A 27,000-nucleotide genomic window follows, 5' to 3' on the forward strand; every position below is an offset into this window, starting at 1 on the left:
GCCACCCGGGCGGAGATACACCAAGCCCGTTTGTCCGGATCTTCAGGAGATCTCCGGAGGTCGGACGACCGTTCGACGGGGGTGCAGACGACGAGAGCGCCCGCCGGGGACCGGCAGGCGCTCTCGTGGAGGAGTCGCGCGACTCAGGCGGGGCGGGTGACCTTGCCGGCCTTGAGGCACGAGGTGCACACGTTGAGGCGCTTGGGCGTCCCCGCGACCACGGCGCGCACGCGCTGGATGTTCGGGTTCCAGCGGCGCTTCGTGCGGATGTGGGAGTGCGAGATGCTGTGCCCGAAGCCCGGGCCCTTGCCGCAGACGTCGCAGTTGGCAGCCACGGTTTCTCCTGATCGTCGTGCACGTCGCGCACGCAGCGGCGACGTCCTGAATGGTCTGTAGGGTGTCCGGCCCGGTGTCCCTCGGCGGCTCCTCGACGGTGTCGAGGGCGCGCGAAGCACCCGGGCAACCTCGTCAGGGTAGCCGATCCGAGGGCCTCAGCTCAAACCGGGTCCGCGTCGCACGGATCACGCCGGACCCCGGGGCGCCTCTGCCCACGACCGCGGGCCGCGTTGACTACCGTGGTCCCGACGACCGCCGGGTCGTCCGACCCGCCGCGCGCGGCCGGGCCGTCCCCCAGCGTACGAGGAGCCGTCCCGAGGTGAGCCCCGGAGCCGACGTGGTCGACGCCGCCGTCGTCGTCGCGTGGGGTCGTGGTGGCGTCCACGCCCTCGCCCAGGCGCGTACGTCTCTCGACCGCGTGAACGTCTTCCCCGTGGCCGACGCGGACACCGGCACGAACATGTACCTCACGCTGCTCGACGCCGTCCGGGCGCTGCCTGCCGGGGCGGCGGCCGGGAGCGGCGCGGGCGACCTTCTCGTGCGTCTCGCGCGCGGGGCGCTCGTCGGGGCCCGGGGGAACTCCGGCGTCATCCTCAGCGAGTACCTGCGCGGGCTCGCGCTCGAGCTCGCCGAGCACCGGAGCGTCTCGGGCGCGGCGCTGGCCGCCGGCCTGGACCGTGCCGCGCGCACGGCCCGTGGCGCTGTCGCGCGCCCGGCGCCGGGCACGATCCTCACCGCAGCCGACGCGGCGGCACGCGCAGCCGCGGTCGTCGTCACCGACGGCGACGCCTCGCCGGGAGCCGTCGCGGCGGCGGCGCGGGACGGAGCCCGTGCGGCGGCGCTGCGCAGCACCGACGAGCTCGACGTGCTGGCGCGGGCGCAGGTGCTCGACGCCGGCGCCCTCGGCCTCGTCCTCGTGCTCGGCGCGCTCGTCGCCGCGCTCGACGAGCGGACCGGCGAGCCGGACCGCGGGCACGTCGACGAGCGGACCGACGAGGCGGGCGACAGGAGCGCCGACGAGCGGCTCGACGAGCAGATCGGCGGGCTCGGTACGGCCCCGGCGGCCACCGCGCCGGTCGTGTCGGAGGTGCTGGGCATGATGTCCGGCATGACGCCGGTCACCGGGTCGTCCGCGGCGGCGCCGGGGACCTCGGCCGCGCACGAGGGGGGCGAGTTCGAGGTGATGTACGTGGTCGACCTGCCGGGCGGCGCTCTCGGCGACGCCGCCGGCCTGTCCGCGGGACCGGGGGAGAGGCTGCGGTCCGACCTGTCCGGCATCGGGGACTCCGTCGTCGTCGTCGGCGGTGCGGGCGAGGACGGGTCGGGGCTCTGGCAGGCGCACGTCCACACCGACGACCCGATGGCCGCGGTCGCGGCCGGGCGGGCGGTGCTCGCCGACGCCTCCGGCCGGGACTCGCAGGGTCACGCGCAGGAGCCTGCCGCGCTGCGGCAGGTCCGCGTGCGCCACCTGACCGGCGCGCACGGGGACGGGCACCTTCCCGAGACCGGTGACGCGTCGGCGGACCGTGGCCGGTCCGACGAGGCGGGGATCGTCGCGGTGACCACCGCGCCGGGGCTCGTCGCGGACCTCGCGCGCGCGGGCGCCGTCGTGCTCCTGCGCGAGGCGCCCGGCGCGCCCGACCTCGCGGCGCTGCACCGCGTCGCCGTCGACGCGCGCGCGGCGCACGTCGTGGTGCTGGCCGGCGGCGACCTCCCCGAGCGGGACGTCGCGACGCTCCGAGCGGCCCTGCGCGAGGACGGCGTCGAGACGCTCGAGGTGCTCCCGGCGCCGACGGACCTGCACGTGACGGTCGCCCTCGCCGCCGCCCAGCTGGCCGACGGCCCCGCGCGCGTGGACGCCGTCCGGTCGGCGCTCGACACGGTGCGCACGTCCCGAACGACGACGGCCGGTGCGCACGGTCCTGAGGTCGCGGCCCGGCTCGTCGGGCTCCTGGAGGCGCTGCTCGCGAGCCCCGCCGAGGTCGTCACGGTCCTCGCGGACGACGACGTCCCGCTCCCGGCGCTCGACGAGCTCGCCCCCGCGGCCGCCCGGTCCGGGGCCGAGCTGGTGCTCCTGCGCTCGGGCCGGGACGGCGGCACCGTCGCGCTCGCGGCGGAGGGCGCCGTCGTCCACCACGGCACGGACGAGGCGGTGGGGGCATGACGGACCGTCTGGCCGAGCCGCTGACCCGGGCCGTCGGGACGCGCAGCGCGGGGCCGCTCGCGAAGCTCGGCCTCGAGACCGTGGGCGACCTGCTGCGCCACTACCCACGCCGCTACGGCGACCCCGGCCGGCTGACGGACCTCGGCGGGCTCGCCCTCGGCGAGCACGTGACGATCGTCGCCCAGGTCCGCAGCGCCACCGTCCGGCGCATGCGCAACCGCGCGGGCGCCATCCTCGAGGCCGTCGTGACGGACGGCCCGCAGCAGCTCTCGCTGACGTTCTTCGCCAAGAGCCCCAACGTGCTGCGGTACCACGAGCAGCGGCTCGCGCCGGGTCGGCACGGCCTGTTCACGGGCGTCGTCGGCCTCTACCGGGGCACGCGCCAGCTCACGCACCCCGACTACAAGATCATCGGCATGGACGACGACGCCGAGGACGCCGAGAGCGCCGTCCTCGAGGCGAGCCGGCCCATCCCCATCTACCCCGCGAGCGGGAGCATCCCGAGCTGGAAGATCCAGCCCGCCGTGCGGACCGTCCTCGACCCGCTGCGCGAGGAGGACGTCCCCGACCCGCTGCCCGACGCCGTCCGCGAGCGGCACGGGCTCGGCACCCGGCTCGAGGCGCTGCGCGACGTCCACGAGCCGTACGACGAGAAGCAGTGGCGCCGAGGTCGCGACCGCCTGCGGTACGAGGAGGCGTTCGTCCTCCAGGCCGCGCTCGCGCAGCGGCGCGCGCGGGCCGCCGCCGAGCCCGCGACCGCCCGCCCGCCGCGCCCGGAGGGCGAGCCCGGGATCCTCGCCGACTTCGACGCGGCGCTGCCCTTCACGCTCACCCAGGGGCAGCGCGACGTAGGCCGCGAGATCGCCGACGACCTCGCGCTCGCGCGACCGATGCAGCGGCTCCTCCAGGGCGAGGTCGGCTCCGGCAAGACCGTCGTCGCGCTGCGCGCGATGCTCCAGGTGATCGACGCCGGCGGACAGGCGGCGCTCCTCGCGCCGACCGAGGTGCTCGCCGCGCAGCACGCGCGGACCCTGCGGGCGCTCCTCGGTCCGCTCGCCGAGGGCGGGTTCCTCGGGGGCGCCGAGCACGGGACGCGCGTCGCGCTCCTCACGGGCTCGCTCGGCGCCGCCGCGCGCAAGGAGGCCCTGCTCGACGCCGCGAGCGGCGCGGCGGGGATCGTCGTGGGCACGCACGCGCTGCTCTCCGAGAACGTGCAGTTCGCCGACCTCGGGCTCGTGGTCGTCGACGAGCAGCACCGGTTCGGCGTCGAGCAGCGCGACGCGCTGCGGGCGAAGGCCCGCACCGCCCCGCACCTGCTGGTCATGACGGCGACGCCGATCCCGCGCACCGTCGCGATGACCGTGTTCGGCGACCTGGAGACGTCGTCGCTCACGGAGATCCCCGCCGGGCGGTCGGGCATCACGACGCACGTCGTGCCCGCCGGGAACCCGGCCTGGATGGAGCGGACGTGGGCACGCGTGCGCGAGGAGGTCGACGCCGGGCACCGCGCGTACGTGGTGTGCGCACGCATCCACCCGGACGAGCCGGACGCCGGCGCGGGCGGCACGGGGGACGACGACTTCGACGACGTCCCCGACTTCCTGCTCGACCCCGAGGAGCCCGACGCCGTCGAGCGGGCACCGCTGCGGGCCGTGCTGGAGGTCGCGGAGGAGCTCCGCGCCCACCCGCGGCTCGCCGGGCTCGCGATCGGCGTGCTGCACGGGCAGATGCCTCCCGCGGACAAGGACGCCGTGATGGCCGACTTCGCGTCGGGTGCGGTCCAGGTGCTCGTCTCCACGACGGTCGTCGAGGTCGGCGTCGACGTCCCGGAGGCCACGGCGATGGTCGTGCTCGACGCTGACCGGTTCGGCATCTCCCAGCTCCACCAGCTGCGCGGGCGCGTCGGGCGCGGTTCCGCCGCCGGGCTGTGCCTGCTCGTCTCGACCGCGCAGCCGGGCACGCCCGCCGCGACGCGCGTCGAGACGCTCGCCCGGACGACGGACGGGTTCGAGCTCGCCACCGTCGACCTCGAGCTGCGCAGCGAGGGCGACGTCCTGGGCGCCGCGCAGTCCGGGCGGGCCAGCTCGCTGCGGCTCCTGCGGGTCGTCAAGGACGCGGACGTCATCGAGACCGCGCGCGCCGACGCGGCGCAGGTCGTCGCGCAGGACCCGGACCTCGCGGACCACCCGGCGCTCGCCGCCGCGATCCGCGAGCAGCTCGACCCCGAGCGCGAGGAGTTCCTCGAGCGTGCGTGACGGCCGGGCGCCGCGGCCTCTGCGTAGGGTGGGCGCGTGACGAGGATCGTGGCGGGAACAGTCGGTGGGCGCACGCTGCAGGTCCCGCCCCGCGGCACGCGGCCGACGAGCGAGCGCGTGCGCGAGGCGATCTTCTCCCGGCTGGAGCACCTCGGCGTCGTGGACGACGCGCACGTCCTCGACCTCTACGCGGGCTCCGGCGCGCTCGGCCTCGAGGCGGCGAGCCGCGGGGCGGCCGACGTGACGCTCGTCGACTCCGCCCGGGTCGCGGCCGACGTCGCGCGGCGCAACGTCGCCGCGCTCGGTCTGCCGAACGTGCGCGTCGTCGCGCAGCCCGCCGAGGCGTTCGTCGCCGGCGTGGCGGCGGCCGCGGCGCAGCGGACGGCGGCCGGAGACGCGGTCGGAGCGGCCGGGGCGCCGACGCCGGGGCGTGCGGGCCACGGCCCCTACCACCTCGTGCTCGTCGACCCGCCCTACGACGTGACGGCCGAGGCGCTCGAGCGCGTCCTCGCCCACCTCGCGGTGCCCGGCGTGCTCGACGCGTCGGCCGTCGTCGTGGTCGAGCGCTCGACGCGCACGCCCGAGCCGACGTGGCCCGCCGGCTGGGAGCTGGTGGCGCACAAGGACTACGGCGAGACCGCGGTGTTCTTCGTCGGCCCCGAGCTCCCCGACGACGTGTAGCCCGTCGACGGTTCTGGCTCGTCCGGGTCGGCTGACGCACCTGGACCGCCTGCTCGGCCGGGGCTGCCTGGTCAGGTCGTCGGGGCGCGGGTCTCGGCCGGGGCGAGCGTGCCGACGGGCACGGTCGCGAGGGCGGCGGGGTCGTCCGGGTCGACGAGGCGGACGCTGTCCCCGCCCGCGGCGTCGAGCAGGCGGCGGGCCGCGGCGTCGTCGGCGAGCGTGCCCTCGCTCTCGCGGAGGTTCTCCGCGAGGAAGGCGCGCAGCGGTGCGGCCGGGACGTCGTCGCCGGCGGTGTGCGGCCCGAGGGGGAACGACACGAGGAGGAGCGCGGGCACGCGCTCGCCGCCCGGGCCGTCGCCGGGCTGGAAGTAGGGCAGCGCGAGGACGCGGGCGCCGAGCCGCGCGTAGAACCGGAGCCGCGCGACGGGGTCGCCGTAGGCCTCGCTGCCGGCGTGGTGCGCGGGGTGCTCGACCTCGCCCACGACGACGAGCGGGTCGAGCGTGCGCCAGTCCTCGAGCGCGGCGGTGACGAGGCGGCCACCGACCCCGCCGCCGCGGCGTCCGGGGGCGATCGCGAGGTAGAGCACGAGGAGGACCCGTGCGTCGGCGAACCACTCGCCGACCACCCCGGCGACGACGCGGCCCTCCTCGACGACGCCGAGGCTGCGCAGCCGCCCGCTCGCGTGGGCGTCGAGCAGCTCCTGCTCGTCGACGAGCTCGGCCGGAGGGAACGAGGGCGCGAGGACGTCGCGGTGCAGCGAGCGCAGCAGATCCGGGTCGGTGAGCGGCACGACGGCGGGGGTGGTCACGCCGACCATCGTCGCGCCCGACGGCGGTCGGCGCGCGCCCGGCCGCGCCGCCGGGGTCCGGCGGCCCCCGTGTACTACCGTGACGAGGTGACCACAGCCGTCTGTCCCGGGTCGTTCGACCCGATCACCCTGGGCCACCTCGACATCGTCCGCCGTGCGCGCGCCCTCTTCGACGAGGTCGTCGTCGGCGTCGCCCGGAACGCGTCGAAGTCGGCGCTCCTGAGCGTCGACGAGCGCGTGGACCTCGCCCGGTCCGCGGTGCGGGACGCGGGGCTGGACGGCGTCCGCGTCGAGGTCGTGCCGGGGCTGCTCGTCGACTTCTGCCGGGAGGCGGGCGCGACGGCGGTGGTCAAGGGCCTGCGCGGTGGCGCGGACTTCGACGCGGAGCTGCCGATGGCGCTGATGAACCGGCACCTCGCGGGCGTCGAGACCGTGTTCGTCGCGGGCGACGCCGCGCTCCTGCACGTGGCGTCGTCGCTCGTGAAGGACATCGCGCGGCACGGGGGACCGGTGGACGACCTCGTCCCGCCGGGGGTGGGCGACGCCGTCCGGGCGGCGCTGGCACGGACGCAGGGGACCAGCAGGTGAGCACGACGGGAAGGACCGGGTACGTGAGCGAGCAGCAGGGCCGACGGACGACGCACGAGGACCACGCGGGCGAGGAGGCGCAGGTCGGGTTGAACGCGATCCTCGACGACCTCACGCACCTCGTCGAGTCGGCGCGCACGATGCCGATGTCCGCCTCGGTGCTGGTGCACAAGGGCGACGCGCTCGCGCTCCTGGACGAGCTGCGGGGCGCGCTGCCGGAGCAGCTCGCGCACGCGGACGAGGTGCTCGCGCAGGCGGACGCCGTGCTCGAGGACGCGCACCGGCAGGCCGAGGAGATCCTCACGACGGCGCGCGCCCGCGCGATCGAGCTGGTGCAGACGGAGCAGGTCGTGGTCCAGGCGGAGGCGCGCGCCCGCGCCATCGTCGACGAGGCGGACGAGGCGGCGGCCGTGCTGCGGCGCGACGCCGACGACTACTGCGACCGGCGGCTCGCGGACTTCGAGGTGGACCTCGGCAAGCTGCTCGCGCAGGTCCAGGCGGGCCGCGCGAAGCTCGCGGACCGGCTCGGCGACCGCTTCGGCGACGCCGACGAGTCGCCGTTCCCGGCGACGATGCGCGAGCGCGGCGGCGAGCGCGCGGCCCGCTGACGACCGGCGGGCCGGCGTCCCCGACGGCCGCCGCGGCCGGCACCGCGACGGTGGCGACCACGGCGTCCGGTGACGTAAGATCGATGTTTGGGCTCGTCGCGTCACGCGTCGACCCGTGCCTGGCACCCGCCGTCGAGCGGTCGCCGGCCCCCCGACCATCGTTGACCACCGTCCGCGGGCACCCACGCCTGCGGGCTCCGATCCTGGAGCGCACCATCACCGCCGAGAAGACGTCGCCGCTCGTGCTCGACACGCACGAGCTCGGTCGGCGACCCGGGAGCATGCTGACGGTCCGTCGGACCGTCCCCGCGCCGGCCGACCTCGGGACCGCCGTCATCGGCATCCCCGAGGGCAGCGAGCTCGAGCTCGACCTGCGTCTCGAAGCCGTCATGGAGGGCGTGCTCGTCTCCGGGACGGTGACGGGCCACGCGGTCGGGGAGTGCGTGCGCTGCCTCGACACGGTGCACGAGGACGTCTCGGTCGAGCTCGGCGAGCTGTTCGCCTACCCGGAGCGCGCCAAGGCCGCCCAGGAGTCGGGCGACGACCTGGAGGACGCCGAGGACGTCTACGAGCTGGACGGCGACCTCGCGGACATCGAGCCCGCGCTACGGGATTCGGTCGTCACTGCACTACCATTCAGTCCGGTGTGCCGAGCGGACTGCCCGGGGCTGTGCTCCGAGTGCGGTGCGCGCCTGGCGGACGACCCGGGCCACACCCACGAACTTGTCGACCCTCGGTGGTCGGCGCTGGAGAGCATGTTCGACACCTCGAACGTGTCCGACGAGACGAAAGAGAGCTAGCCGTGGCTGTTCCGAAGCGCAAGATGTCGCGCAGCAACACCCGTGCGCGTCGTTCGCAGTGGAAGACGACCGCCGCGAACCTCACCACCTGCCCGCAGTGCAAGGGCGACAAGCTGTCGCACGCGGCGTGCCCGACGTGCGGTACCTACAAGGGCCGCCAGTACGCCGAGGCGCTGCGCACCGAGCACGCAGGCTGAGGCGCGTGGCACCGGCTGCACCGGCATCCGGTCTTCTCGAGAAGCTCGGGGTCCATCTGGACCCCGAGCTTCTCGTGCTTGCGCTCACGCACCGGTCGTTCGCGCACGAGAACGGCGGCATCCCCACGAACGAGCGTCTCGAGTTCCTCGGTGACACCGTCCTGGGCCTCGTCGTCACGGAGACCCTCTACCGCCGCCACCCCGACCTGTCCGAGGGCGAGCTCGCCAAGATGCGGGCCGCGACCGTCTCGCAGAAGTCGCTCGCCGCGATCGCGCGCCGGCTCGGCCTGGGGCAGTACGTGCTGCTCGGCAAGGGCGAGATCCGCACGCGCGGCAACGACAAGGACTCGATCCTCTCCGACACGGTCGAGGCGATCATCGGCGCGGTCTACCTGAGCCACGGCCTGGAGCCGGCCCGCGGGCTCGTGCTCGAGCTCGTCGAGCCGACGCTCTCGGCGGCGGCCGGTCTCGGTGCCGGGCTCGACTGGAAGACGTCGCTCCAGGAGGCCGCGGCCGCGGCCGGGCTGAGCGCGCCCTCGTACTCGAGCGACGCCGTCGGGCCGGACCACGCGCGGGTCTTCACGTCGTACGTGCACCTCGACGGCCGCCTCTACGGGACGGGCAGCGGGACGGCGAAGAAGTACGCCGAGCAGGAGGCCGCGGAGCGCGCGTACCGCGCGCTGGCGACGGAGCAGGCCGAGCGCGAGCGCGAGAAGGGGAGCGAGGACGGGGACGCAGCCCCGGCCTCGCCGGTCGCGACCGAGGACGCCGGTGCCTGAGCTGCCCGAGGTCGAGACCGTCCGCGACGGTCTCGCCCGCCACGTCGTGGGCGCTCGCGTCGTCGACGTGGAGGTGCTCCGGGACTACAGCGTGCGGCGACACGACGGCGGGCCGGCGGGCTTCCGCGACGAGCTGCTCGGTCAGCGGTTCGGCGCCGCGGTGCGGCGCGGCAAGTTCCTCTGGCTCCCGCTCGAACCCGCTGCCGGGTCCGACGACGGCCCCGCCGCCGCCCTGCTGGCCCACCTCGGGATGTCGGGCCAGCTCCTCGTCCGCTCGGGCGTCGCGCTCGCCGACCGCTCGCCGCACCTGCGGGTGCGCGTGGTGCTCGAGCACGACGACCGCACCGCGTACGGCGCGCAGGCGCTCGACTTCGTCGACCAGCGCACGTTCGGGCACCTGTCCGTCCAGGACCTCGTCCCGACGCCCGACGGCGCCCCCGGCGGCCTCGGGTCCGACCTCGCCGCGGTCCCGTCTCCGGTCGCGCACATCGGCCGGGACCTGCTCGACCCGTCGCTGCGGCGCGACGACGTGGTGGACGCGATCCGGCGTCGTCGGACGGGCGTCAAGCGCGCGCTGCTCGACCAGACCGTCGTGTCCGGCGTCGGCAACATCTACGCGGACGAGGCGCTGTGGCGCGCCCGGCTGCACTACGCCCGCGCGACGGACACGCTGCGCCGTCCCGAGGCCCACCGCCTGCTCGACGCGGCGGCCGAGGTCATGACGGAGGCCCTGGCGCAGGGTGGCACGAGCTTCGACGCCCTCTACGTCAACGTGAACGGGCAGTCGGGCTACTTCTCGCGGTCGCTCGCGGTGTACGGGCAGGAGGGCGAGCCGTGCCCCCGGTGCGGCACACCCGTGAGGCGCGACGAGTTCATGAACCGCTCGTCGTACACGTGCCCGCGCTGCCAGCCGCGCCCCCGCAACGGCCGCTGGTAGGGCCCCGGACAGCGCCCCCGACTCAGCGGGGGACGACGTTGCGGAGCTCGCGGCCCCCGCGCAGCGCGTCGAGGTTGGCGTTCACCAGCTCCGACGCGCGCTGCGGCCGGTTGCCCGCGACGTGCGGCGTGAGGATCAGGCGCGGCGCGTCCCACAGGAGTGACTCCGCGGGCAGGGGCTCGGACTCGGTGACGTCGAGCGCGGCGCCGCCGAGCCGACCGTCGTGCAGCGCGGCGACGAGCGCGCCCTCGTCGACCGTGGCGCCGCGGCCCACGTTGACGAAGACCGCGTGGTCGGGGAGCTGGTCGATCCGCGCGGCGTCGAACGCGTGCCGCGTCGTGCCGAGGGCGGGCAGGAGCGAGACGAGCACGTCGGTCGAGGCGAGCACGTCGGGGAGGTCGTCGTCGGTCACGACGGGGAAGCCGTGGCGCTCGCCCCGGCGGCTCGCGACGCCCGTCACGTCCGCGCCGAGCGCCGCGAGCAGCGGCGCGAGCCGGGCCGCGATCGAGCCGAAGCCCCACACGGTCACGCGCGCGCCGTCGAGCGTGTAGCGCGCGGCCGTCACCGGGTCCGCCTGCGCCCGGTTCACCGCGGTGTCCCACCGGTGCTCGCGCTGCGCCGCCCCGAGCACGTCGAGCCGGCGCACGGCCGCGAGGACCAGCGCGAGCGCGTGCTCGGCGACGGGGCCGTCGTGCAGGGACCGGCCCGACGTGATCGTCACGTCCGGCCCGAACCCGGCCGCGAGCACGGCGTCGGGGCCGGCGGCGAGCGTCTGGACCCAGCGCAGGCGCGTGAGCCGCGCGGCGGCGTCGGCCAGGTTCTCCGGGGAGGCGCCCCACACCACGAGCACCTCGGCGTCGGCGTCCTCGGGGCGGAACGGGGCCGCGGCGTCGTACACGACGACCTCGTCGTCCGGTCCGGCGTGCACGTCGAGGGCGATGGTGCCGGGCACGAGGATCTTCAACGCTGCTCCCAGGGGGTGGTCCGTGGTGTGGTCACGGCCCCGGCGCTGCGCGGGCGGGCCGCCTCGCGAACGTATCACCGCGTTCGTGGTGGCCCCGTGCCGGCCCGCCGCCGGCCCGCTGCCTGCCCGGCGCCGACCCCGCGCCCGTGCAGCTCCGGTCCGCGCCCCCGGCAGGGGCCGGACCACTCCCCAGGCGCGACCTGCCCCGCGGCGATATGTTCGCGGTGTTCCGACGACGCGCCGGCCGCGCGCCGGCCGCGCGCCGTCCCGGTCGGCCCCGGCGGGGGTCACGGCTTCGGGGGTGGGGATGGGCTCGTCCACCGGCGCGCCGACGCACGCTGACGTGCGCGCGGCGATCACGGCGCGGACACCGAAGAACTACATCACGTGGCTCACGCTCGCGTTCATGATCACGTCGTCGGTCGCGAGCCTGCGCGCGGCGCCGACCATGGCGGTCTACGGCCTCGCGGCCGTGTTCCTCTACGTGGTCCCGGCGCTCGTGTTCCTGCTCCCGACGTCGCTCGTGTCCGCCGAGCTCGCGTCGGGGTGGTCCGGCGGCGTGTACCGCTGGGTCGCGGACGGTATCTCGAAGCCGCTCGGGTTCCTCGCGATCTGGTGCCAGTTCGCGATGACGATCTTCTACTACCCGAGCCTGCTCGGGTACGTCGCGAGCACGTTCGCCTACGTCATCGACCCCAGCCTGGCGAGCAACGGGCTCTACGTGGCGATCGTCATCGTCGTGCTCTTCTGGACGGGCGTGTGGCTCTCGTCCCAGGGCACCAAGACGGTCGCGGGGCTGTCGAGCTGGGGTCTCGTCATCGGGACGCTCGTCCCGGCGGCGATCCTCGTCGTGCTCGGCATCGTCTTCCTCGCCCAGGGCAACCCCTCGGCCGCGCCCATGGACGCGCAGCACCTGCTGCCGGCCTGGACCGGGCTCGCGTCCCTGGTGCTCATCGTCAACAACTTCCTGTCGTACGCGGGCATGGAGATGAACGCGGTGCACGTCACGAGCCTGCGCAAGCCGGCGACGGAGTTCCCGCGGTCGATGTTCCTCGCGATCGGGCTCGTGCTCGTGATCTTCATCCTCCCGGCCGTCGCGATCAGCTGGGTGATCCCCGCCGACCAGCTCAGCCTCACCGCCGGCGTCATGCAGGCCTTCGACGCGTTCTTCGCCAACTTCGGCGTGAGCTGGCTGACGCCGGTCCTCGGTCTCATGCTCATCGCGGCGTCGCTCGGCGGCATGCTCACGTGGCTCGCCGGGCCGTCGAAGGGCCTGCTCACCGTCGCGCGCGAGGAGGGCTACCTCCCGCCGTTCCTGCAGCGGCTCAACAAGCACGGCGTCCAGCAGAACATCCTCGTCACGCAGGGTGTCATCACGACCGGTATCGCACTCCTCTACGCGTTCATCCCGAACGTCTCGAGCGCGTACTGGATCCTGTCCGTCATCACGACGCAGGTGTACCTCGTCATGTACCTGCTGCTGTTCGTCGCGGCGGTACGGCTGCGCCGTCGGGCACCCGACCACCCGCGCGGCTACCGCGCGCCCGCGCTGACGCTCCTGTGCGTCGTCGGGTTCTGCGCCTCGGTGGCCGCGATGATCATCGGGTTCGTGCCGCCCGCGCAGTTCTCCAGCGGGAACGTGGGCGTCTACGTGCTGATTGTCGGCGGCGGTCTCGGGATCATCGGCATCCTCGTCCCGGCGCTCTTCTACCTGCTGCGCAAGCCGTCCTGGAAGGACCCCGAGGCCGCGGCGCTCGCGGCGGCGGACGAGGCGGGGGAGGGCGACGCGGCATGACCACGACCCGTCCCTCCCACGTCCCCGAGCACGAGCCCGAGCCGGTCTCGTCGAAGCGGTGGGTCACGTACACCGCCGTCGCGCTGCTCCTCGTCGCTCTCGGCGCAGTCATGCTGATCGTCTTCGACAACGTGCGGTCCAACCGCGACGCGCGCGAGGCCGAGCAGAAGGCCGCGGAGCTGCACGAGCGGTTCGCCGCGATCGGGATCACCGCCTTCAGCGAGGAGACGATCGCCGACGTCCTCGGCGACGACGGCGGCGGCTTCTGCGCCGACCCGGCCGCGCTCGTCGAGGCGACGGCGAACCTCGGCGCGGCGAACGGGGCCGCCGGCCCGGGTCTGCGGCCCTCCGTGCTCGACGAGCGCCGCCTCGCCGGCGACCGGCTCGTCATCGAGGTCTACTGCCCCGACCAGCTCGACGCGTTCGACGCCTACGTGGACTCGCTCGACCTCGACCCCGGCCGCACCACCGAGCAGGGCAGCGAGGGCACCGACCCCACCACCGCGACCACGACCGAGGAGGACGCGTGAGCCAGCCGAGCACCGGAGCACGACCCGACGCCACCGGGCACGTCGAGGAGGTGCGCGCCGCCGTGCAGGGCCTCCTGCCGCGCGCGCTCGACGACCTGCGCACGCTCGTCGCCATCCCGTCCGTCGCCGACGAGCGCCTCTACCCCCGCGCCGAGTGCGAGCGCGCCGCGCGGTGGGTGGCCGACGCGTTCCGCGCCGAGGGGATCGACACGCGCCTGGAGGTCACGCCCGACGGGTCGCAGGTCGTCCTGGGCCACCGTCCCGCGCCCGACGGCGCACCCACCGTCCTGCTCTACGCGCACTACGACGTCCAGCCGCCCCTCGACGACGCCGCGTGGACGAGCCCGCCCTTCGAGCTCACCGAGCGCGGCGGCCGCCTCTACGGCCGCGGCGCCGCGGACTGCAAGGGGAACGTCGTCACCCACCTCACCGCGCTGCGGGCCCTGCGCGCCCTCGGTGGCGACGACCTCCCCGTCGGGGTCCGGCTCGTCGTCGAGGGTTCCGAGGAGCAGGGGACGGGCGGCCTCGACCGGTGGGTCGAGGCGAACCCCGGGGCGCTCGCGGCCGACGCGATGCTGGTCCAGGACACCGGCAACGCCGAGCTCGGCCTCCCGACGCTCACCGTGACCCTGCGGGGCGCGGCGAACGTCGTCGTGCACGTCGAGGCGCTCGAGGGCGAGATCCACTCCGGCATGTTCGGCGGCGCCGCCCCCGATGCGCTCGCGGCCCTCGTCGCGATCCTCGCGAGCCTGCGCGACGAGCACGGCGACACGACCATCGACTGCGTGCCGCCCGCCGTCGCGCACGGCACGTGGGACGGCGTCGCGTACGACGAGGACCAGTTCCGTCGCGACGCGGGCGTGCTCGACGGCGTCGGGCTCGTCGGGACCGGCAGCGTCGCCGACCGGTTGTGGGCGCGGCCCGTCGTGACGATCCTCGGGATCGACGCCCCGAGCGTCGTCGGCTCGGCGGCCGCGATCCAGCCGCGCGCGTCCGCCCGCCTCAACCTGCGCGTGCCGCCCGGTGCAGACGCCCAGGAGCTGCAGGACAGGCTGGTCGCGCACCTCGCGGCCCACGCTCCCTGGGGGGTCCGGGTGCGGGTCGAGCGCGACGCCGTCGGGCAGCCGTTCGCGGCCCGCACGAGCGGGCACGTGTTCGACACGCTCACGAAGGCGCTCGCGGACGCGTACGGGCGCGAGACGGTCACGGCGGGCCAGGGCGGCTCGATCCCGCTGTGCAACGTGCTCGCGGGCCAGTACCCGGACGCGGAGATCGTGCTCCTCGGCGTCGAGGAGCCCGCGTGCCTCATCCACGCGCCGAACGAGTCGGTCGCGCCCAGCGAGATCGAGAACCTCGCGGTCGGCGAGGCGCTGTTCCTCGCGCGCCTCGGCGAGGGCTGACCTGCGGGATCACCGCACCGCGGGGGCCTCCTGGTCGAGCGCCCAGCGGTAGACGGGGAGCGCGAGCAGCTCGGCGTGCGTCCCGCGCGCGACGACGCGTGCGGGCGCGCCGTCCGGCGCGCCGTCGGGGACGCCGAGCAGCAGCACCTCGTCGACCGCCTCGAGCGCGCTCAGCCGGTGCGTCGCGAGGACGACGCCGCGCCGGTCCTGCGCGGCGCGCGTCGTCGCGACGAGGTGCCGCACGAGCGCGTCGGCGCCGGCGGCCTCGAGGTGCTCCACGGGCTCGTCCAGCAGCAGCAGCGGCGCGGGGGACAGGAGCGCGCGGGCGACGAGCAGACGGCGGCGCTCGCCGCCCGAGACCGTGGTCGCGTCCGGGCCGAGCAGCGTCTCCAGGCCGTCCGGCAGCGCGGCGAGCCACGGGTCGAGCCCCACGGCCCGCAGCGCGGCCTCGGCTTCCTCGGTCGTGACGTCGCCGCGCGCGACGCGCAGGTTCTCCAGCACGGTCGTGTCGAACACGTGCCCGTCCTCCGCGACGAGCACGACGCCGTGCGCCGCGTCCTCGCGCGGCAGGTCGGCCGTCGGGGCGCCGTCGAGGAGCACGCGCCCCGCGACCTCCGGGACGAGCCCGGCGGCGGTCGCGAGCAGCGTCGTCTTGCCGACGCCCGACGGCCCGACGACGGCGACCGCGCGCCCCGGCGCCAGCGTGAGGTCCACGCCCTCGACGACGGTGCGTCCCGTGCCCGGCCAGCCGGCCGCGACGTCGTCGAGCACGAGCGACGTGCGCGGGTCCCGGGCCCGGCCCGGGGCGTCGCCGTCGCCGTCGCCGTCGTCGTCGCCCTCGCCGACACCGTGCGCCGGGGACGCGGTCCGGCCGGGCACGGTCGCGGGCGCGTCGAGGAGGCCGACCACGCGCGCGGCGGCCTGCCGCGAGCGGTGGAGCTGGACGGCCGCGGCGGGCAGCGTGTTCGCCGCCTCGAACACGGCGAGGGGCGTGAGGACGATGACCGACAGCTCGACGGGCGCGAGCGTGCCGGCGGTGACGGCCGGGATGCCGAGCAGGAGCGACGCGAGCACCGCGAGGCCGACGGCGAGCGCGGCGATCCCGGCCGCGACCCCCGCGGGGCGGGCGCCGTCGTCGGTCACGCGGGCCAGCGCCCGGTCGGTCGCGCGCAGGGCGTCGAGGCGCGTGCCGAGGCGCCCGGACACGGCGAGCGGCCCGGACTCCTCGAGAATCTCCAGCGTGGTGGCGGTCATCGCCGCGCGCGTCGTGGCGCCGCGCGCCTCGACCTCGCGCGCCGACCGGGCGGAGAGCCACGGCGCGACGACGGCGGCGAGCAGCAGGCACAGCGCGAGCGCGACCCCGGCCGCGGGCAGGAACGCGCCCACGAGCACGACGGACCCGACCGACACGGCGAGCGCGACCCCGGCGGGCACGAACGCACGCACGACGACGTCGCCGACCGCGTCGACGTCCGCGCCGACGCGCGCCAGCAGGTCACCGCGCCGCAGCCCGACGAGCGCGGCGGGCGAGCCCTGCGCGAGCGCGGTGTAGAGGTTGGCGCGCAGGGACGCCATGCCGCGCAGCGCGACGTCGTGCGAGGCGAGTCGCTCCAGGTACCGGAAGACGCCGCGCGAGATACCGAACGCGCGCACGCCCACGACGGCGACGGACAGCGTGAGGACCGGTGGCATCTGCGAGGCGCGCGCGATGAGCCACGCCGCGGCGGCGGCGAGACCGACGGCGCTCCCGAGCGAGAGCGTGCCGAGCACGACCGCCCACACGACGCGGCGCCAGCGCACGTCGAGCAGCCCGACCGCCCGCCACAGCGGGTCGGCGGTGACGCGGGCACGAGGTCCGGTCACGGGACGCTCCCCTCGGGGGTCGTGGAGGTGGGGGAGCCGACCGCCACGGCGGAGTCGACGGCATCGGCCGGGGCGTCGTCGGTGCCCGCCGGGGGCGGGTCGAGCGGAGCGGAGCGGACCTCGACGACGTCGTCCGCGGCGCGCACGAGCGAGGCGCGGTGCGCGACCACGACGACGGTGCGCCCCTGGTCGCGGAACGCGCGCACGGCGTCGAGCACGACCTGCTCGCCCCGTGCGTCCAGGTGCGCCGTCGGCTCGTCGAGCACGACGAGCGGGACGCGCGCGGGGTCGCCGAGCAGCGCCGCGGCGAGCGCGACGCGCTGGCGCTGGCCCACGCTCAGCCCGACGCCGCCGCGCCCGACCTCGGTGTCCCAGCCTGCGGGCAGCGTGTCGAGCACCGTGTCGAGACCGGCGGTGCGCGCCGCGCGGTCGAGGTCGGCGTCGGTGACGTCCAGGCCGCCGGCGACGACGTCGCGCAGCCGTCCCGGCGCGAGCACGGGGCGCTGGGGGAGCCACGCGACCTGGGGCCAGTACGTCTCGGGGTCGACGTCGGCCAGGTCGAGCCGGGCGCCGTCCGGCGCGGTGAGGGTCGCGGTGCCGCGGTCGGGCCGCACGAGACCGAGCAGGACCATCGCCGTCGTGGTCTTGCCCGCGCCGCTCGGCCCGGTGAGGGCCACGACGCGGCCCGACGACGTCCCGAGCCGGAGCTCGAGGTCGAGGTCGGCGGGCGCGAGCACGTCGCGCTCCCCGGCCCGCACGCTCACGCCGCGCAGGGCGAGCGTCGTCCCGGCGAGCGCGGGCGCGGACGCGGTGCCTCGCGCGGGCGCGTCCTCGTCGAGGACGGCGAAGGCCTGCTCGGCCGCGGCGATGCCGTCGGTCGAGGCATGGAAGTGCAGGCCGACCTGGCGCAGCGGGAGGTAGACCTCGGGCGCGAGCACGAGCACCGCGAGCGCCGGCTCGAGCTCCATGCCGCCGTGCACGAGTCGCAGGCCCACGCCCACGGCCACGACGGCCACGGACAGGGTCGTGAGGAGCTCGAGCACCATGCCGGAGAGGAACGCGACGCGCAGCGTGCCCATCGTGGCGCGACGGTTGGCCTCGCCGAGCGCGCGCACGCGCCGCTCGGGGCCGCGGGCGCGGCCGAACGCGAGGAGCGTCGGCAGGCCGGCGAGCAGGTCGAGCACCTGCGCGCCGAGCCGCTGCATGACGACGAGGCGCCGCTCCGACGTCCCCGCGGTGAGGCGCCCGACGAGCGTCATGAAGATCGGGACGAGCGGGATGGTCACGGCGATGATCACGGCCGAGACCCAGTCCAGGCCCAGCACGACGGCGAGCGTCGCGGGCGTGACCGTGGCGGCGAGCAGGAGCTGGGGCAGGTACCGCACCATGTAGGGCTCGAGCTGGTCGAGCCCGCGGGTCGCGAGCGTCGCGACCTCGGGGCCGCGTCCCGACGCGAGCCAGCGCGGGCCGAGCGCCACGGCGTGCGTGACGACCTGCTCGCGCAGCTCGGCGACGGTACGCGTCGCGGCACGCAGCGCGAAGCGCTCCTGCGCCCACGAGGTGCCGGCGCGCGCGGCGACGACGGCGGCGAGCAGCCCGACCCGCGGCCCCAGGTCGGCCAGGTCGGCCGTCCCCTGGACGGCCGGCGCGAGGACCGACGCGAGGACGAGGGCCTGGGCGACGACCAGGGCCGCCGTGGCGAACCCGAGCACCGCCGTCAGGACGACGTACCCCCGCGCGGCCCGCGCGTGGCGCAGGAGCCGCGGGTCGAGCGGCTTCACGAGCCGGAGCCTCCGCCGTCGGTCAGGCCGCGGCCGGTCGAGCCGCCCGAGGACGCCCCGCCGAACGCCGCCTCGCGGACCTTCTTGAGCGACAGGCCCGCGGGCGCGGGGATGTCCTTCGTCGACAGGCGGCGGCGGAACACCCAGTACGTCCACGACTGGTAGGCGATGACGAGCGGAGTGAGGATCACGGCGACCCACGTCATCACGGTGAGCGTGTAGTCGGTCGACGACGCGTTGTGGACCGTCAGCGAGTTCGCCGGGTCGACGGCGGGCATCACGTCGGGGTACATCGAGCCGAAGATCAGCACGACGGCGGCGACGATCGTCAGGGCCGACGCCGTGAACGCGCGTCCCTCGGAGCCCTTGCGGTTCGCGAGGAGCGTCGTCACGAGCCCGGCGGCGGCGAGCACGACGGCGGCCCACGTCCAGGGCACCGAGTACGCGACCTGGGCCCAGACGGCCCAGCCGCCGGCGAGCACGAGCGCGGCCACGCCGAAGACCGAGGCGTGCTGACGGGCGCGGGCGCGGATCTCGCCGTCGGTCTTGAGCGCGACGAAGACCGAGCCGTGCAGCAGGAACAGGCTCAGCGTGACGAGACCGCCGAGGAGCGCGAACGGCGACAGGAGCGAGAAGAAGCCGCCGACGAACTGGTGGTCGGCGTCGAGCTGCACGCCGCGCACGAGGTTGGCGAACGCGACGCCCCACAGCACGGCCGGGACCCACGACCCGACCTGGATCGCGACGTCGCAGCGGCGCGCCCAGCCCTCGTCGCGGATCTTGCCGCGGTACTCGAACGCGACGCCACGCACGATGAGCGCGACGAGGATGAGCAGGAGCGGCAGGTAGAAGCCGGAGAAGAGGGTCGCGTACCACTCGGGGAAGGCGGCGAACGTCGCGCCGCCCGCGGTGAGCAGCCACACCTCGTTCCCGTCCCAGACGGGGCCGATGGTGTTGATGAGGACGCGACGCTCCTTCTCGCGGTGCTCCTTGTCACCGCGGGGGAGGATCGACAGCAGCATGCCGACCCCGAAGTCGAAGCCCTCGAGCACGAGGTAGCCGGTCCACAGGACCGCGATGAGCACGAACCAGACGACGGCGAGATCCACGATGTCTCCTGAGTTTTCTGGGCGGGTTCAGGCGCGTCGGGTCAGTACGCGAAGGACAGCGGACGGTCGGCGGCCTCGGAGCCCTCGTCCGGCGGCTCCTGCGCCTCCGGGGACTCGTCGCGGACCGTGAGCGGGACGCCCTCGATCGCGTAGCGCCGCATGAGCGTGAACCAGACCGCGGCCAGCGCCCCGTAGACGAGCGTGAAGACGATCATCGACGTGAGCACGACGCCCGGGCTCACCACGGTGGAGACGCCTCGCTCCGTGAGCAGCCGGATCTGGTCGATGCCCGTCGGGTTCGGCGCGACGACCCAGGGCTGGCGGCCCATCTCGGTGAAGATCCAGCCGAACGAGTTCGCGAGGAACGGCATGGGGATGGCGATGAGGCCGACGCGTGCGAACCACTTGTTGTCCGTGACCCGGCCCTTGCGGGTGAGCCACAGCGCCATGAGCGCGAGGAGCACGGAGCCGGCCGCCATGCCGATCATGAGCCGGAAGGACCAGTAGGTCATCGCGAGGTTCGGCGTGTACGTGACGGGGTCGCCGGACGCGGTGACGTCGCCGTAGCGCTCGGTCATCTGCTCCTGGACGTCCTCGACGCCGGGCAGGTAGGACTCCGGTCCGGAGAAGTGGCCCGTGCCGAGGTAGGACGCGAGGCCGGGGATCTCGATGAGGTGCGTGACGTTCTCGCACGAGTTCGACAGGTCGCCGATCGTGAGGATGGAGAACGCGGCACCTTCCGAGCCCTGGCACAGCGCCTCGGCCGACGACATCTTGCCGGGCTGCTGCTCGTACATGATCTTGCCCTGGATGTCGCCGGAGACGGCGACCCCGAGCCCGCCGACGAGCATGGCGACGACGCCGAGGGTGACGGCCGGGCGGTAGACGTCGCGCGCGAGCTCGACGTTCTCCGCCTTGCGGGTGCGCACGAGGCGGACCATCCACCAGGCGGCGATGCCCGTGACGAACGTGCCGGCCGTGAGGAAGGTGGCCGTGATCTGGTGCGGGAACGCGGCCCAGAGGGTGTTGTTCGTGAGGACGGCGCCGATGTCGTTCATCTCGGCGCGCCCCGTCTCGGGGTTGTAGATCGCGCCGACCGGGTGCTGCATCCACGAGTTCGCGGCGAGGATGAAGAACGCGGAGAGGTTGGTCGCGATCGCGACGGCCCAGATGCACGCGAGGTGCACCTTCTTGTTGAGACGGTCCCACCCGAAGATCCACAGGCCGAGGAACGTCGACTCGATGAAGAACGCGGCGAGCGCCTCCATGGCGAGCGGGGCGCCGAACACGTCGCCGACGAAGCGCGAGTACTCGCTCCAGTTCATGCCGAACTGGAACTCCTGCACGATGCCGGTCACCACGCCGAGCGCGAAGTTGATGAGCAGCAGCTTGCCGAAGAACTTCGTCAGGCGCAGCCACCGCTCGTTGCCGGTGCGGACCCACGCCGTCTGCATGATCGCGACGAGGGGCGACAGGCCGATCGTCAGCGGGACGAAGATGAAGTGGTAGACGGTCGTGATGGCGAACTGCCACCGCGCCAGGGCTAGGGCATCCACGTGCGCTCCTCGGGGGGCCCGACCGGGTCGGGGAAGGACAACGGAGTCTGGGGAGTGTTGTCGGAGCAGGCGGTCGGGCGACCGGCCGTCTCCTCCGACGGTAGTTCCAATCTGCCGCATCGGCAGGCGCGGAAATGACGCTGAGTGCTGAAAACACGCCGCTTGTGACTATGTTCACAAGGTCCCGGGACGTTGGTCCCGGGCCGACGGGACCGGCGGCCCGGGGCGCGGTGCGTGTCGCCCGGGTTCGTCCGTACCCCTGTGCGATACTGGGCGGAGCCGGGAGGGCTCCGCATCGCTCACCCGGCGAGCACGAGATCGCGGCACCAGCGGACCGCGGCAGTCGGCGCGCCGACCGGGGCGAAGGGCCCGGTGGCAGGCGCCCGCGCCGCGCACGCGGACCGCGGCCGTGACCGACGACTTCCGTCGCCGGACGACGCGCTCCGGTGCGCTCGTCCCGAGCGACGACCGACCGCCCGACGGGCCGCACGGTGCGGGGCGGTCCCTGTGGCAGCAGGAGCACGACGCGTGACGCTCGACAGCACCTCCGACAGCACCCCCTCAGAGCCGACGGCGGACTCCGTCGCGGACCGGGCCGAGAGCCCGACGACCCCGGCGCGCAAGCCCGCCCGCCGCCGCGCGACGCGCAGCGCGGCACCGCCGCAGACGCCGCCTGCGCCGGCGGCCGCGCCCACGGCGGCATCCGCCGTCGACGCGACCCCCGCGCCCGAGGCCCCGGTGGACGCCCCGGCGGCCGAGGCCGCGACCAAGCCCGCGCGCCGGTCGCGCCGCGCGACCCGCGCCACGCCGTCCGTCGCCGCTCCGGTGGCTGACGCGGCCCCCGCCGCTGCGGCGGCTCCGGCGACCGGCGACGTCCCGGCGGGACCGTCGGCGACGGAGCCCGCCCCGCGCGCCCGCACGACGCGCCGCGCCCAGACCGGCGGCAAGAAGGCGAAGGCCCCGGCGGCCGACGCGCCGCTCGACGTCCTCTCCGAGTTCGGCCTCAGCACACCGCCCGCTGCCGAGCAGGCCCCCGCCCCGGCCGTCGCGCCCGACGCCGACGCCCTGCTGGGCGCCGCAGACGCTCCGCGCCGCGCCAAGCGCACCCGCGCGACGCGCACGACCACGTCCGCCCCGGCCGTCGAGGCCGCGCCGGTCACGGAGCCGGACGCGCTGACCGCCGACGCTGCGCCGTCGGCCACCGAGCCCGCGCCTGTCACCGAGCCCGCGCCTGTCACCGAGCCCACGGCGGCCGAGCCGGTCGAGGCTCCCGCCGCGAAGAAGCCCGCGCGCCGGTCGCGCCGCGCGACCTCCGCGGCGGCTCCGGCCCCCGAGGCGCCGGCCGCCGAGGCCCCGGCCCCGGCGGTGGAGGACGCGCCGTCGGCTGCTGAGCCGACGCCTGCCGAGGCGGAGGCGCCGGCCTCCGCGGAGCCCGCGAAGAAGCCGGCGCGCCGCTCGCGCCGCGCCACCTCGAAGCCCGCCGCCGAGGCGGCACCGGAGGCGACCGGCGCGGCCGAGAGCCCGGCCGCGTCCGAGAGCCCGGCCGCGTCCGAGGGCCCGGCTGCGCCCGCGTCGTCGGCCCCGGCCGACGGCCCGGCGTCGCCCGCCGCGACGGGCGCGGGGACCAGCACCCCGCGCCTCGCGACGACCGCGCTGCTGTTCCAGGCGCCCGACCCGGCCGCCGCGCCGCGCCGGCCGCGCCGTGCGCAGAGCCCGGCAGGGCCCCCGCGCCACGTCGAGCCCGCCGCCTCGGCGCCCGCGACGACGGAGCCGACCGCGGCTGAGCCGACCGCAGCGACGGAGCCGACGGCGACGCCCGAGCCCGCCACCGCGACCCGCGGCCGCCGGGGCCGGAAGGCGTCGGCGCCCGAGTCCCGCGCGGCCGAGTCGCGGACGGCTGCTGAGCCGTCGACCCCGGCCGCAGAGCCCACCGCCGCCGAGATCGTCCTCACGGGCGAGGACGCGGCCGCGGTCGAGGAGATCGAGGCCATCGAGTCCGAGCTCGTCGCCGAGGGCGTCGAGGTCCCCGAGGACGCGTTCGGGCCGGAGGACTTCGTCGAGCTCGACGAGGCCGAGGAGCCCGAGGAGCAGCCGTCGGCCGACGACGCCGACGCCGAGTCCGGCCCGCGCCGCCGTCGCCGCCGTGGTGGCCGCGGGCGTCGCGGTCGTCCGGACGGGGCGCGCGACCAGGACCGCGAGCAGGAGCGCGACCAGGACGAGGACGACGCCACGCCGTCCGCGCAGGACGACGAGCCGGTCGACGCCGGCGCGTCGGCCGACGCGGAGGAGAGCGACCAGGAGCCCGGGGACGCCGACCAGGGCGACGACGAGGCCGGCGGGAGCCGTCGCCGTCGCCGTCGCCGCCGGGGCAGCCGGAGCGAGGGCGAGGCGACCACGACGCGCTCGCGTCCGCGCGAGCGCAGCCTCGCCGACGAGGTCACCGCGCTCAAGGGCTCCACGCGTCTGGAGGCGAAGCGCCAGCGCCGCCGCGAGGGCCGCGACGCGGGCCGTCGTCGTCAGATCATCACCGAGGCGGAGTTCCTCGCGCGCCGCGAGTCGGTCGAGCGGTCGATGGTCGTGCGCGAGCGCGACGGTCGCACCCAGATCGCCGTGCTCGAGGACGGCGTGCTCGTCGAGCACTACGTCTCGCAGCAGTCGCAGGCGTCGATGGCGGGCAACGTGTACCTGGGCCGCGTCCAGAACGTGCTGCCCAGCATGGAGGCCGCGTTCATCGACGTCGGCAAGGGCCGCAACGCCGTCCTGTACGCCGGCGAGGTGAACTGGGACGCGGCCGGGCTCGAGGGCCAGCCGCGCCGCATCGAGCAGGCGCTCAAGTCGGGCGACTCCGTGCTCGTGCAGGTCACCAAGGACCCGATCGGGCACAAGGGCGCACGCCTCACGTCGCAGATCACGCTCGCGGGCCGCTACCTCGTGTTCGTCCCCGGCGGCGGCATGACCGGCATCAGCCGCAAGCTCCCGGACACCGAGCGCAACCGCCTGAAGAAGATCCTCAAGGAGGTCGTGCCCGACGGCGCGGGCGTCATCGTGCGCACCGCCGCCGAGGGCGCGAGCGAGGAGGAGCTGCGCGCCGACGTCGAGCGCCTGCGCGGCCAGTGGGAGGCCATCGAGAAGAAGTCGAAGAGCGCGTCGGCGCCCGCCCTGCTCCAGGGCGAGCCGGACCTCGCGATCCGCGTCGTCCGCGACATCTTCAACGACGACTTCAGCTCGCTCGTCGTCGAGGGCGACGGGGCGTGGTCGGAGATCTCGACGTACGTCGAGGAGCTCGCTCCCGACCTGCGCGAGCGCGTCTCGAAGTGGACGGGCACGCAGGACGTCTTCACGGTGCACCGCGTCGACGAGCAGCTCGCGAAGGGCATGGACCGCAAGGTCTGGCTGCCCTCGGGCGGGTCGCTCGTCATCGACCGCACCGAGGCGATGACCGTCGTCGACGTCAACACCGGCAAGTTCACCGGCTCGGGCGGCACGCTCGAGGAGACCGTGACGCGCAACAACCTGGAGGCGGCCGAGGAGATCGTCCGCCAGCTCCGGCTGCGCGACATCGGCGGCATCATCGTCATCGACTTCATCGACATGGTGCTCGAGTCGAACCGCGACCTCGTGCTGCGCCGCCTCGTCGAGTGCCTGGGCCGTGACCGGACCAAGCACCAGGTCGCGGAGGTCACGTCGCTGGGCCTCGTCCAGATGACCCGCAAGCGCGTGGGCCAGGGCCTCGTCGAGGCGTTCAGCGAGACGTGCGAGCACTGCCACGGGCGCGGGTTTATCGTGCACACCGACCCGATCGAGAAGTCGGGCGGCAACCGGGGCAACCACGACCACGGCAACCACGGCAACGGCAACGCCGGGGGCAGCGGGGGCGGTGCCGCCGCCGACGAGCCCGCCGAGGGCGGCCGCTCGCGGTCGCGCCGCAAGCGCGGCTCCGGCTCCGGCTCGGTCGCCGCGGCGCCGAAGGACACCGGGATCACCCTCCCGCAGCCGGCCGTCCCGGTCCTGCCGGAGGTCACGTCGGAGGCGCGGGCCGCGGTCAAGGCCACGCTCGCGACGATCGCGGCGGCCGCGGCCCACGCCCACGAGCACGACGGCGCCGAGGCGCCGGCGGACGGCTCGGCGCAGGCCGCACCGGTGGCGGGCGACGACGGCGGGTCGGAACCGGCCGAGAGCTGAGCGGTGCGGCAGGGGCGGGGGTCTGCGGACCCCCGCCCCTGCGGCGTCTCCCCGGCTGGTCCTGCCGCACCCTCTCCCGGGGGGAGCGGGGCGGAACGCTCCCTCCCGGCGCCCGTCCCGGGCCGTCTTCGTGCACGTCACCCGCACCTGGCATCATGCGCGCATGGGTTACGACCTCTCGGGCCGCCTCGTCGTCGGCGTCGCCTCGTCCGCACTGTTCGACCTCACCGAGTCCGACCGCGTGTTCCGCACGCAGGGGGAGGCGGCGTACCGCGACTTCCAGGAGCGCCACCGCGACGACGCGCTGGCCCCCGGCGTCGCCTTCGGGTTCGTGCGCCGCCTGCTCGCGCTCAACGACCTCGCGCCCTCCGCCGACGACCCGCTCGTCGAGGTCATCGTCATGTCGCGCAACTCCCCGGAGACCGGCCTGCGCGTCATGCGCTCCGTGCGGCACCACGACCTCGACATCACGCGCGCCGTGTTCCGCCAGGGGCGCAGCCCGCACGAGTTCATCCGTCCCCTGCACGTGGACCTCTTCCTCTCGGCCGACGAGCGCTCCGTGCGCGACGCCGTCGACCTGGGCCTGCCCGCGGGGTACGTGCTCGACCCGACCTTCGCGGACGAGGAGGGTGACGAGCTGCGCATCGCGTTCGACTTCGACGGCGTCCTCGCCGACGACTCCTCGGAGCGCCGCTACCAGGACGGCGGGCTCGCGTCGTTCCGCGAGCACGAGGCGCTCAACGCCGACGTGCCGCTCGGCCGGGGTCCGCTGCGCGAGCTCCTCGTCGGCATCCACCGGGTGCAGGTCGTCGAGCGGGAGCGGCACGCAGCCGACCCGTCGTACCGGCCGCGCGTGCACGTCTCGCTCGTCACGGCCCGCTCGGCCCCGGCGCACGAGCGCGCGGTCGCGACGCTCTCCTCGTGGGGCGTGACGGTCGACGACGCGTTCTTCCTCGGGGGCGTGGACAAGGGCGGCGTGCTCGAGGTGCTGCGGCCGCACATCTTCTTCGACGACCAGCGCGCCGTGGTCGAGGCGGCGCGCCGGGTCGCGCCGTCGGTCCACGTGCCGTACGGCGAGCTGAACCGCGGCGTGCTGCCGACCGACCCGGCCCTCGACGCGCGGCCGACGCGCGCGGCCGACGTCGCGCCGCCCGCGCCCGGTCGCCGCGAGGCGGCCACCCCGCCCGCGCCCGGTGCGTCGGCGGAGCGCGACGCGGACGACGAGCGGCCGGGCCGCGGCCCGGCCGGGGAGAAGCCGAGCGAGCCGGCCGAGGAGCGGCCCGAGCAGGCCGGTCGCCCGTCGGGCACCGGGACGCGCGAGCTCCCGCTCGTCCGGTCCGTCCCGGGGATCGGCGGGCCCGGGCTCGCCGGGATCGCGGCGGGTTCGCCGACGGTCGAGCCCGCGCCCGAGCCCGTGCCGGAGGGGGAGCAGGGGGCGCCGGTCGCCCGGGCCGACGACGGCGGCGCCGCCCCGGAGGCGTCCGCCGGCGAGCGGGCAGACGCCCCGGCCGACGCGGGTACTCCCGCCCCGTCCGGCACGACGCTCCTCAGCCGCCGGGACGCGCGGCCCGGCGCCCCGGACCGTGTCTCCGTCCTCGGCCCGGCCGGCGAGCCGAAGCCGCTGCCGGTCCGGCCGTCGTCGAACGGTGGCGCGCGCCACCACTGA

General features: G+C 75.7%; 22 protein-coding genes. 15 read left to right on the plus strand and 7 right to left on the minus strand.

The annotated features are described in order from the left end of the window. Positions 1-143: 143 nt before the first annotated feature. Complete coding sequence (rpmB, locus tag ABIE39_RS08545; protein WP_024840757.1) at positions 144-335, minus strand: 50S ribosomal protein L28; 192 nt, start codon at positions 333-335, stop codon at positions 144-146. Positions 336-655: 320 nt separating this feature from the next. Here rpmB and ABIE39_RS08550 point away from each other — a divergent pair, with 320 nt between their 5' ends. From ABIE39_RS08550 to rsmD, 3 genes are read left to right on the plus strand one after another with little or no spacing between them, the layout of a single operon-like run. Next, positions 656-2,500, plus strand: coding sequence for a DAK2 domain-containing protein (locus ABIE39_RS08550; protein WP_354051341.1), 1,845 nt, complete (start codon positions 656-658; stop codon positions 2,498-2,500). Then, positions 2,497-4,755, plus strand: coding sequence for an ATP-dependent DNA helicase RecG (recG, locus tag ABIE39_RS08555; protein WP_175008296.1), 2,259 nt, complete (start codon positions 2,497-2,499; stop codon positions 4,753-4,755). Before ABIE39_RS08550 ends, recG begins: the two co-directional genes overlap by 4 nt. A 36-nt stretch (positions 4,756-4,791) precedes the next feature. Beyond that, the gene (rsmD, locus tag ABIE39_RS08560; protein ID WP_175008297.1) at positions 4,792-5,436 is read left to right on the plus strand and encodes a 16S rRNA (guanine(966)-N(2))-methyltransferase RsmD; all 645 of its coding nucleotides are present in this window, start codon (positions 4,792-4,794) and stop codon (positions 5,434-5,436) included. Positions 5,437-5,507: 71 nt separating this feature from the next. Here rsmD and ABIE39_RS08565 read toward each other — a convergent pair whose 3' ends face one another. Continuing rightward, entirely contained in the window at positions 5,508-6,245 is a 738-nt protein-coding gene (locus tag ABIE39_RS08565) for a GNAT family N-acetyltransferase (RefSeq protein ID WP_175008298.1), read from the minus strand. An 87-nt stretch (positions 6,246-6,332) separates the two neighbouring features. Between ABIE39_RS08565 and coaD the strand changes: the two genes are divergently transcribed. The 6 genes from coaD (at position 6,333) to mutM (ending at position 10,154) form a co-directional block, all read left to right on the plus strand. Next, a complete protein-coding gene (gene coaD / locus ABIE39_RS08570; protein ID WP_354051344.1) occupies positions 6,333-6,833 on the plus strand; it encodes a pantetheine-phosphate adenylyltransferase in 501 nt (166 codons plus the stop codon). A gap of 23 nt (positions 6,834-6,856) precedes the next feature. Then, a complete protein-coding gene (locus ABIE39_RS08575; RefSeq protein WP_354051345.1) occupies positions 6,857-7,441 on the plus strand; it encodes a hypothetical protein in 585 nt (194 codons plus the stop codon). Positions 7,442-7,722: 281 nt separating this feature from the next. Continuing rightward, positions 7,723-8,241: a YceD family protein gene (locus ABIE39_RS08580; RefSeq protein WP_186810393.1), complete on the plus strand. Its 519-nt coding sequence runs from the start codon at positions 7,723-7,725 to the stop codon at positions 8,239-8,241. 2 nt (positions 8,242-8,243) lie between these two features. Next, positions 8,244-8,438 carry a 50S ribosomal protein L32 gene (gene rpmF / locus ABIE39_RS08585; protein WP_021482203.1) on the plus strand — a complete coding sequence of 65 codons (195 nt, stop codon included), beginning with the start codon at positions 8,244-8,246 and terminating at the stop codon, positions 8,436-8,438. A 5-nt stretch (positions 8,439-8,443) separates the two neighbouring features. Further along, complete coding sequence (gene rnc, locus ABIE39_RS08590) at positions 8,444-9,217, plus strand: ribonuclease III (RefSeq protein ID WP_255437073.1); 774 nt, start codon at positions 8,444-8,446, stop codon at positions 9,215-9,217. Continuing rightward, positions 9,210-10,154, plus strand: coding sequence for a bifunctional DNA-formamidopyrimidine glycosylase/DNA-(apurinic or apyrimidinic site) lyase (gene mutM, locus ABIE39_RS08595; protein ID WP_175008299.1), 945 nt, complete (start codon positions 9,210-9,212; stop codon positions 10,152-10,154). The genes rnc and mutM overlap by 8 nt, the downstream gene beginning before the upstream one ends. Before the next feature lie 22 nt (positions 10,155-10,176). Here mutM and ABIE39_RS08600 read toward each other — a convergent pair whose 3' ends face one another. Further along, complete coding sequence (locus ABIE39_RS08600; protein WP_175008300.1) at positions 10,177-11,118, minus strand: NAD(P)-dependent oxidoreductase; 942 nt, start codon at positions 11,116-11,118, stop codon at positions 10,177-10,179. 307 nt (positions 11,119-11,425) lie between these two features. On the opposite strand from ABIE39_RS08600, the gene gadC reads away from it, so the two are divergent. From gadC to ABIE39_RS08615, 3 genes are read left to right on the plus strand one after another with little or no spacing between them, the layout of a single operon-like run. After that, positions 11,426-12,913, plus strand: a complete 1,488-nt coding sequence (gadC, locus tag ABIE39_RS08605) for a glutamate/gamma-aminobutyrate antiporter GadC (RefSeq protein WP_354051348.1) — start codon at positions 11,426-11,428, stop codon at positions 12,911-12,913. Beyond that, complete coding sequence (locus ABIE39_RS08610) at positions 12,910-13,443, plus strand: hypothetical protein (protein ID WP_209829733.1); 534 nt, start codon at positions 12,910-12,912, stop codon at positions 13,441-13,443. The genes gadC and ABIE39_RS08610 overlap by 4 nt, the downstream gene beginning before the upstream one ends. Next, the gene (locus ABIE39_RS08615; RefSeq protein ID WP_354051351.1) at positions 13,440-14,843 is read left to right on the plus strand and encodes a dipeptidase; all 1,404 of its coding nucleotides are present in this window, start codon (positions 13,440-13,442) and stop codon (positions 14,841-14,843) included. Before ABIE39_RS08610 ends, ABIE39_RS08615 begins: the two co-directional genes overlap by 4 nt. Before the next feature lie 9 nt (positions 14,844-14,852). Here ABIE39_RS08615 and cydC read toward each other — a convergent pair whose 3' ends face one another. The 4 genes from cydC to ABIE39_RS08635 are packed head-to-tail and all read right to left on the minus strand — an operon-like array spanning position 14,853 to position 21,152. After that, positions 14,853-16,706, minus strand: a complete 1,854-nt coding sequence (gene cydC, locus ABIE39_RS08620) for a thiol reductant ABC exporter subunit CydC (protein ID WP_354051353.1) — start codon at positions 16,704-16,706, stop codon at positions 14,853-14,855. Further along, positions 16,703-18,487 carry a thiol reductant ABC exporter subunit CydD gene (gene cydD / locus ABIE39_RS08625; protein ID WP_175008305.1) on the minus strand — a complete coding sequence of 595 codons (1,785 nt, stop codon included), beginning with the start codon at positions 18,485-18,487 and terminating at the stop codon, positions 16,703-16,705. Before cydD ends, cydC begins: the two co-directional genes overlap by 4 nt. Further along, positions 18,484-19,596: a cytochrome d ubiquinol oxidase subunit II gene (gene cydB, locus ABIE39_RS08630; RefSeq protein WP_085387659.1), complete on the minus strand. Its 1,113-nt coding sequence runs from the start codon at positions 19,594-19,596 to the stop codon at positions 18,484-18,486. The genes cydD and cydB overlap by 4 nt, the downstream gene beginning before the upstream one ends. Positions 19,597-19,637: 41 nt before the next feature. Further along, on the minus strand, positions 19,638-21,152 hold the full coding sequence (locus ABIE39_RS08635) for a cytochrome ubiquinol oxidase subunit I (RefSeq protein ID WP_043659283.1): 1,515 nt from the start codon (positions 21,150-21,152) through the stop codon (positions 19,638-19,640). 409 nt (positions 21,153-21,561) lie between these two features. On the opposite strand from ABIE39_RS08635, the gene ABIE39_RS08640 reads away from it, so the two are divergent. The 3 genes from ABIE39_RS08640 (at position 21,562) to ABIE39_RS08650 (ending at position 27,000) form a co-directional block, all read left to right on the plus strand. Continuing rightward, the gene (locus tag ABIE39_RS08640; protein WP_255181389.1) at positions 21,562-21,684 is read left to right on the plus strand and encodes a hypothetical protein; all 123 of its coding nucleotides are present in this window, start codon (positions 21,562-21,564) and stop codon (positions 21,682-21,684) included. Beyond that, a complete protein-coding gene (locus tag ABIE39_RS08645) occupies positions 21,681-25,334 on the plus strand; it encodes an Rne/Rng family ribonuclease (protein WP_354051356.1) in 3,654 nt (1,217 codons plus the stop codon). The genes ABIE39_RS08640 and ABIE39_RS08645 overlap by 4 nt, the downstream gene beginning before the upstream one ends. A gap of 163 nt (positions 25,335-25,497) precedes the next feature. Beyond that, positions 25,498-27,000 carry a 5'-nucleotidase gene (locus tag ABIE39_RS08650; RefSeq protein WP_354051358.1) on the plus strand — a complete coding sequence of 501 codons (1,503 nt, stop codon included), beginning with the start codon at positions 25,498-25,500 and terminating at the stop codon, positions 26,998-27,000.

The organism is Cellulosimicrobium sp. 4261 (assembly GCF_040546915.1).
Lineage (GTDB): Bacteria > Actinomycetota > Actinomycetes > Actinomycetales > Cellulomonadaceae > Cellulosimicrobium > Cellulosimicrobium cinnabarinum.

What these genes read in the sequence shown, in the direction of transcription:
- gadC (WP_354051348.1), top strand. Translation starts at nt 11,426, where the DNA reads ATGGGCTCGTCCACCGGCGCGCCGACGCACGCTGACGTGCGCGCGGCG.
- ABIE39_RS08610 (WP_209829733.1), top strand. Translation starts at nt 12,910, where the DNA reads ATGACCACGACCCGTCCCTCCCACGTCCCCGAGCACGAGCCCGAGCCG.
- ABIE39_RS08580 (WP_186810393.1), top strand. Translation starts at nt 7,723, where the DNA reads ATGCTGACGGTCCGTCGGACCGTCCCCGCGCCGGCCGACCTCGGGACC.
- recG (WP_175008296.1), top strand. Translation starts at nt 2,497, where the DNA reads ATGACGGACCGTCTGGCCGAGCCGCTGACCCGGGCCGTCGGGACGCGC.
- ABIE39_RS08650 (WP_354051358.1), top strand. Translation starts at nt 25,498, where the DNA reads ATGGGTTACGACCTCTCGGGCCGCCTCGTCGTCGGCGTCGCCTCGTCC.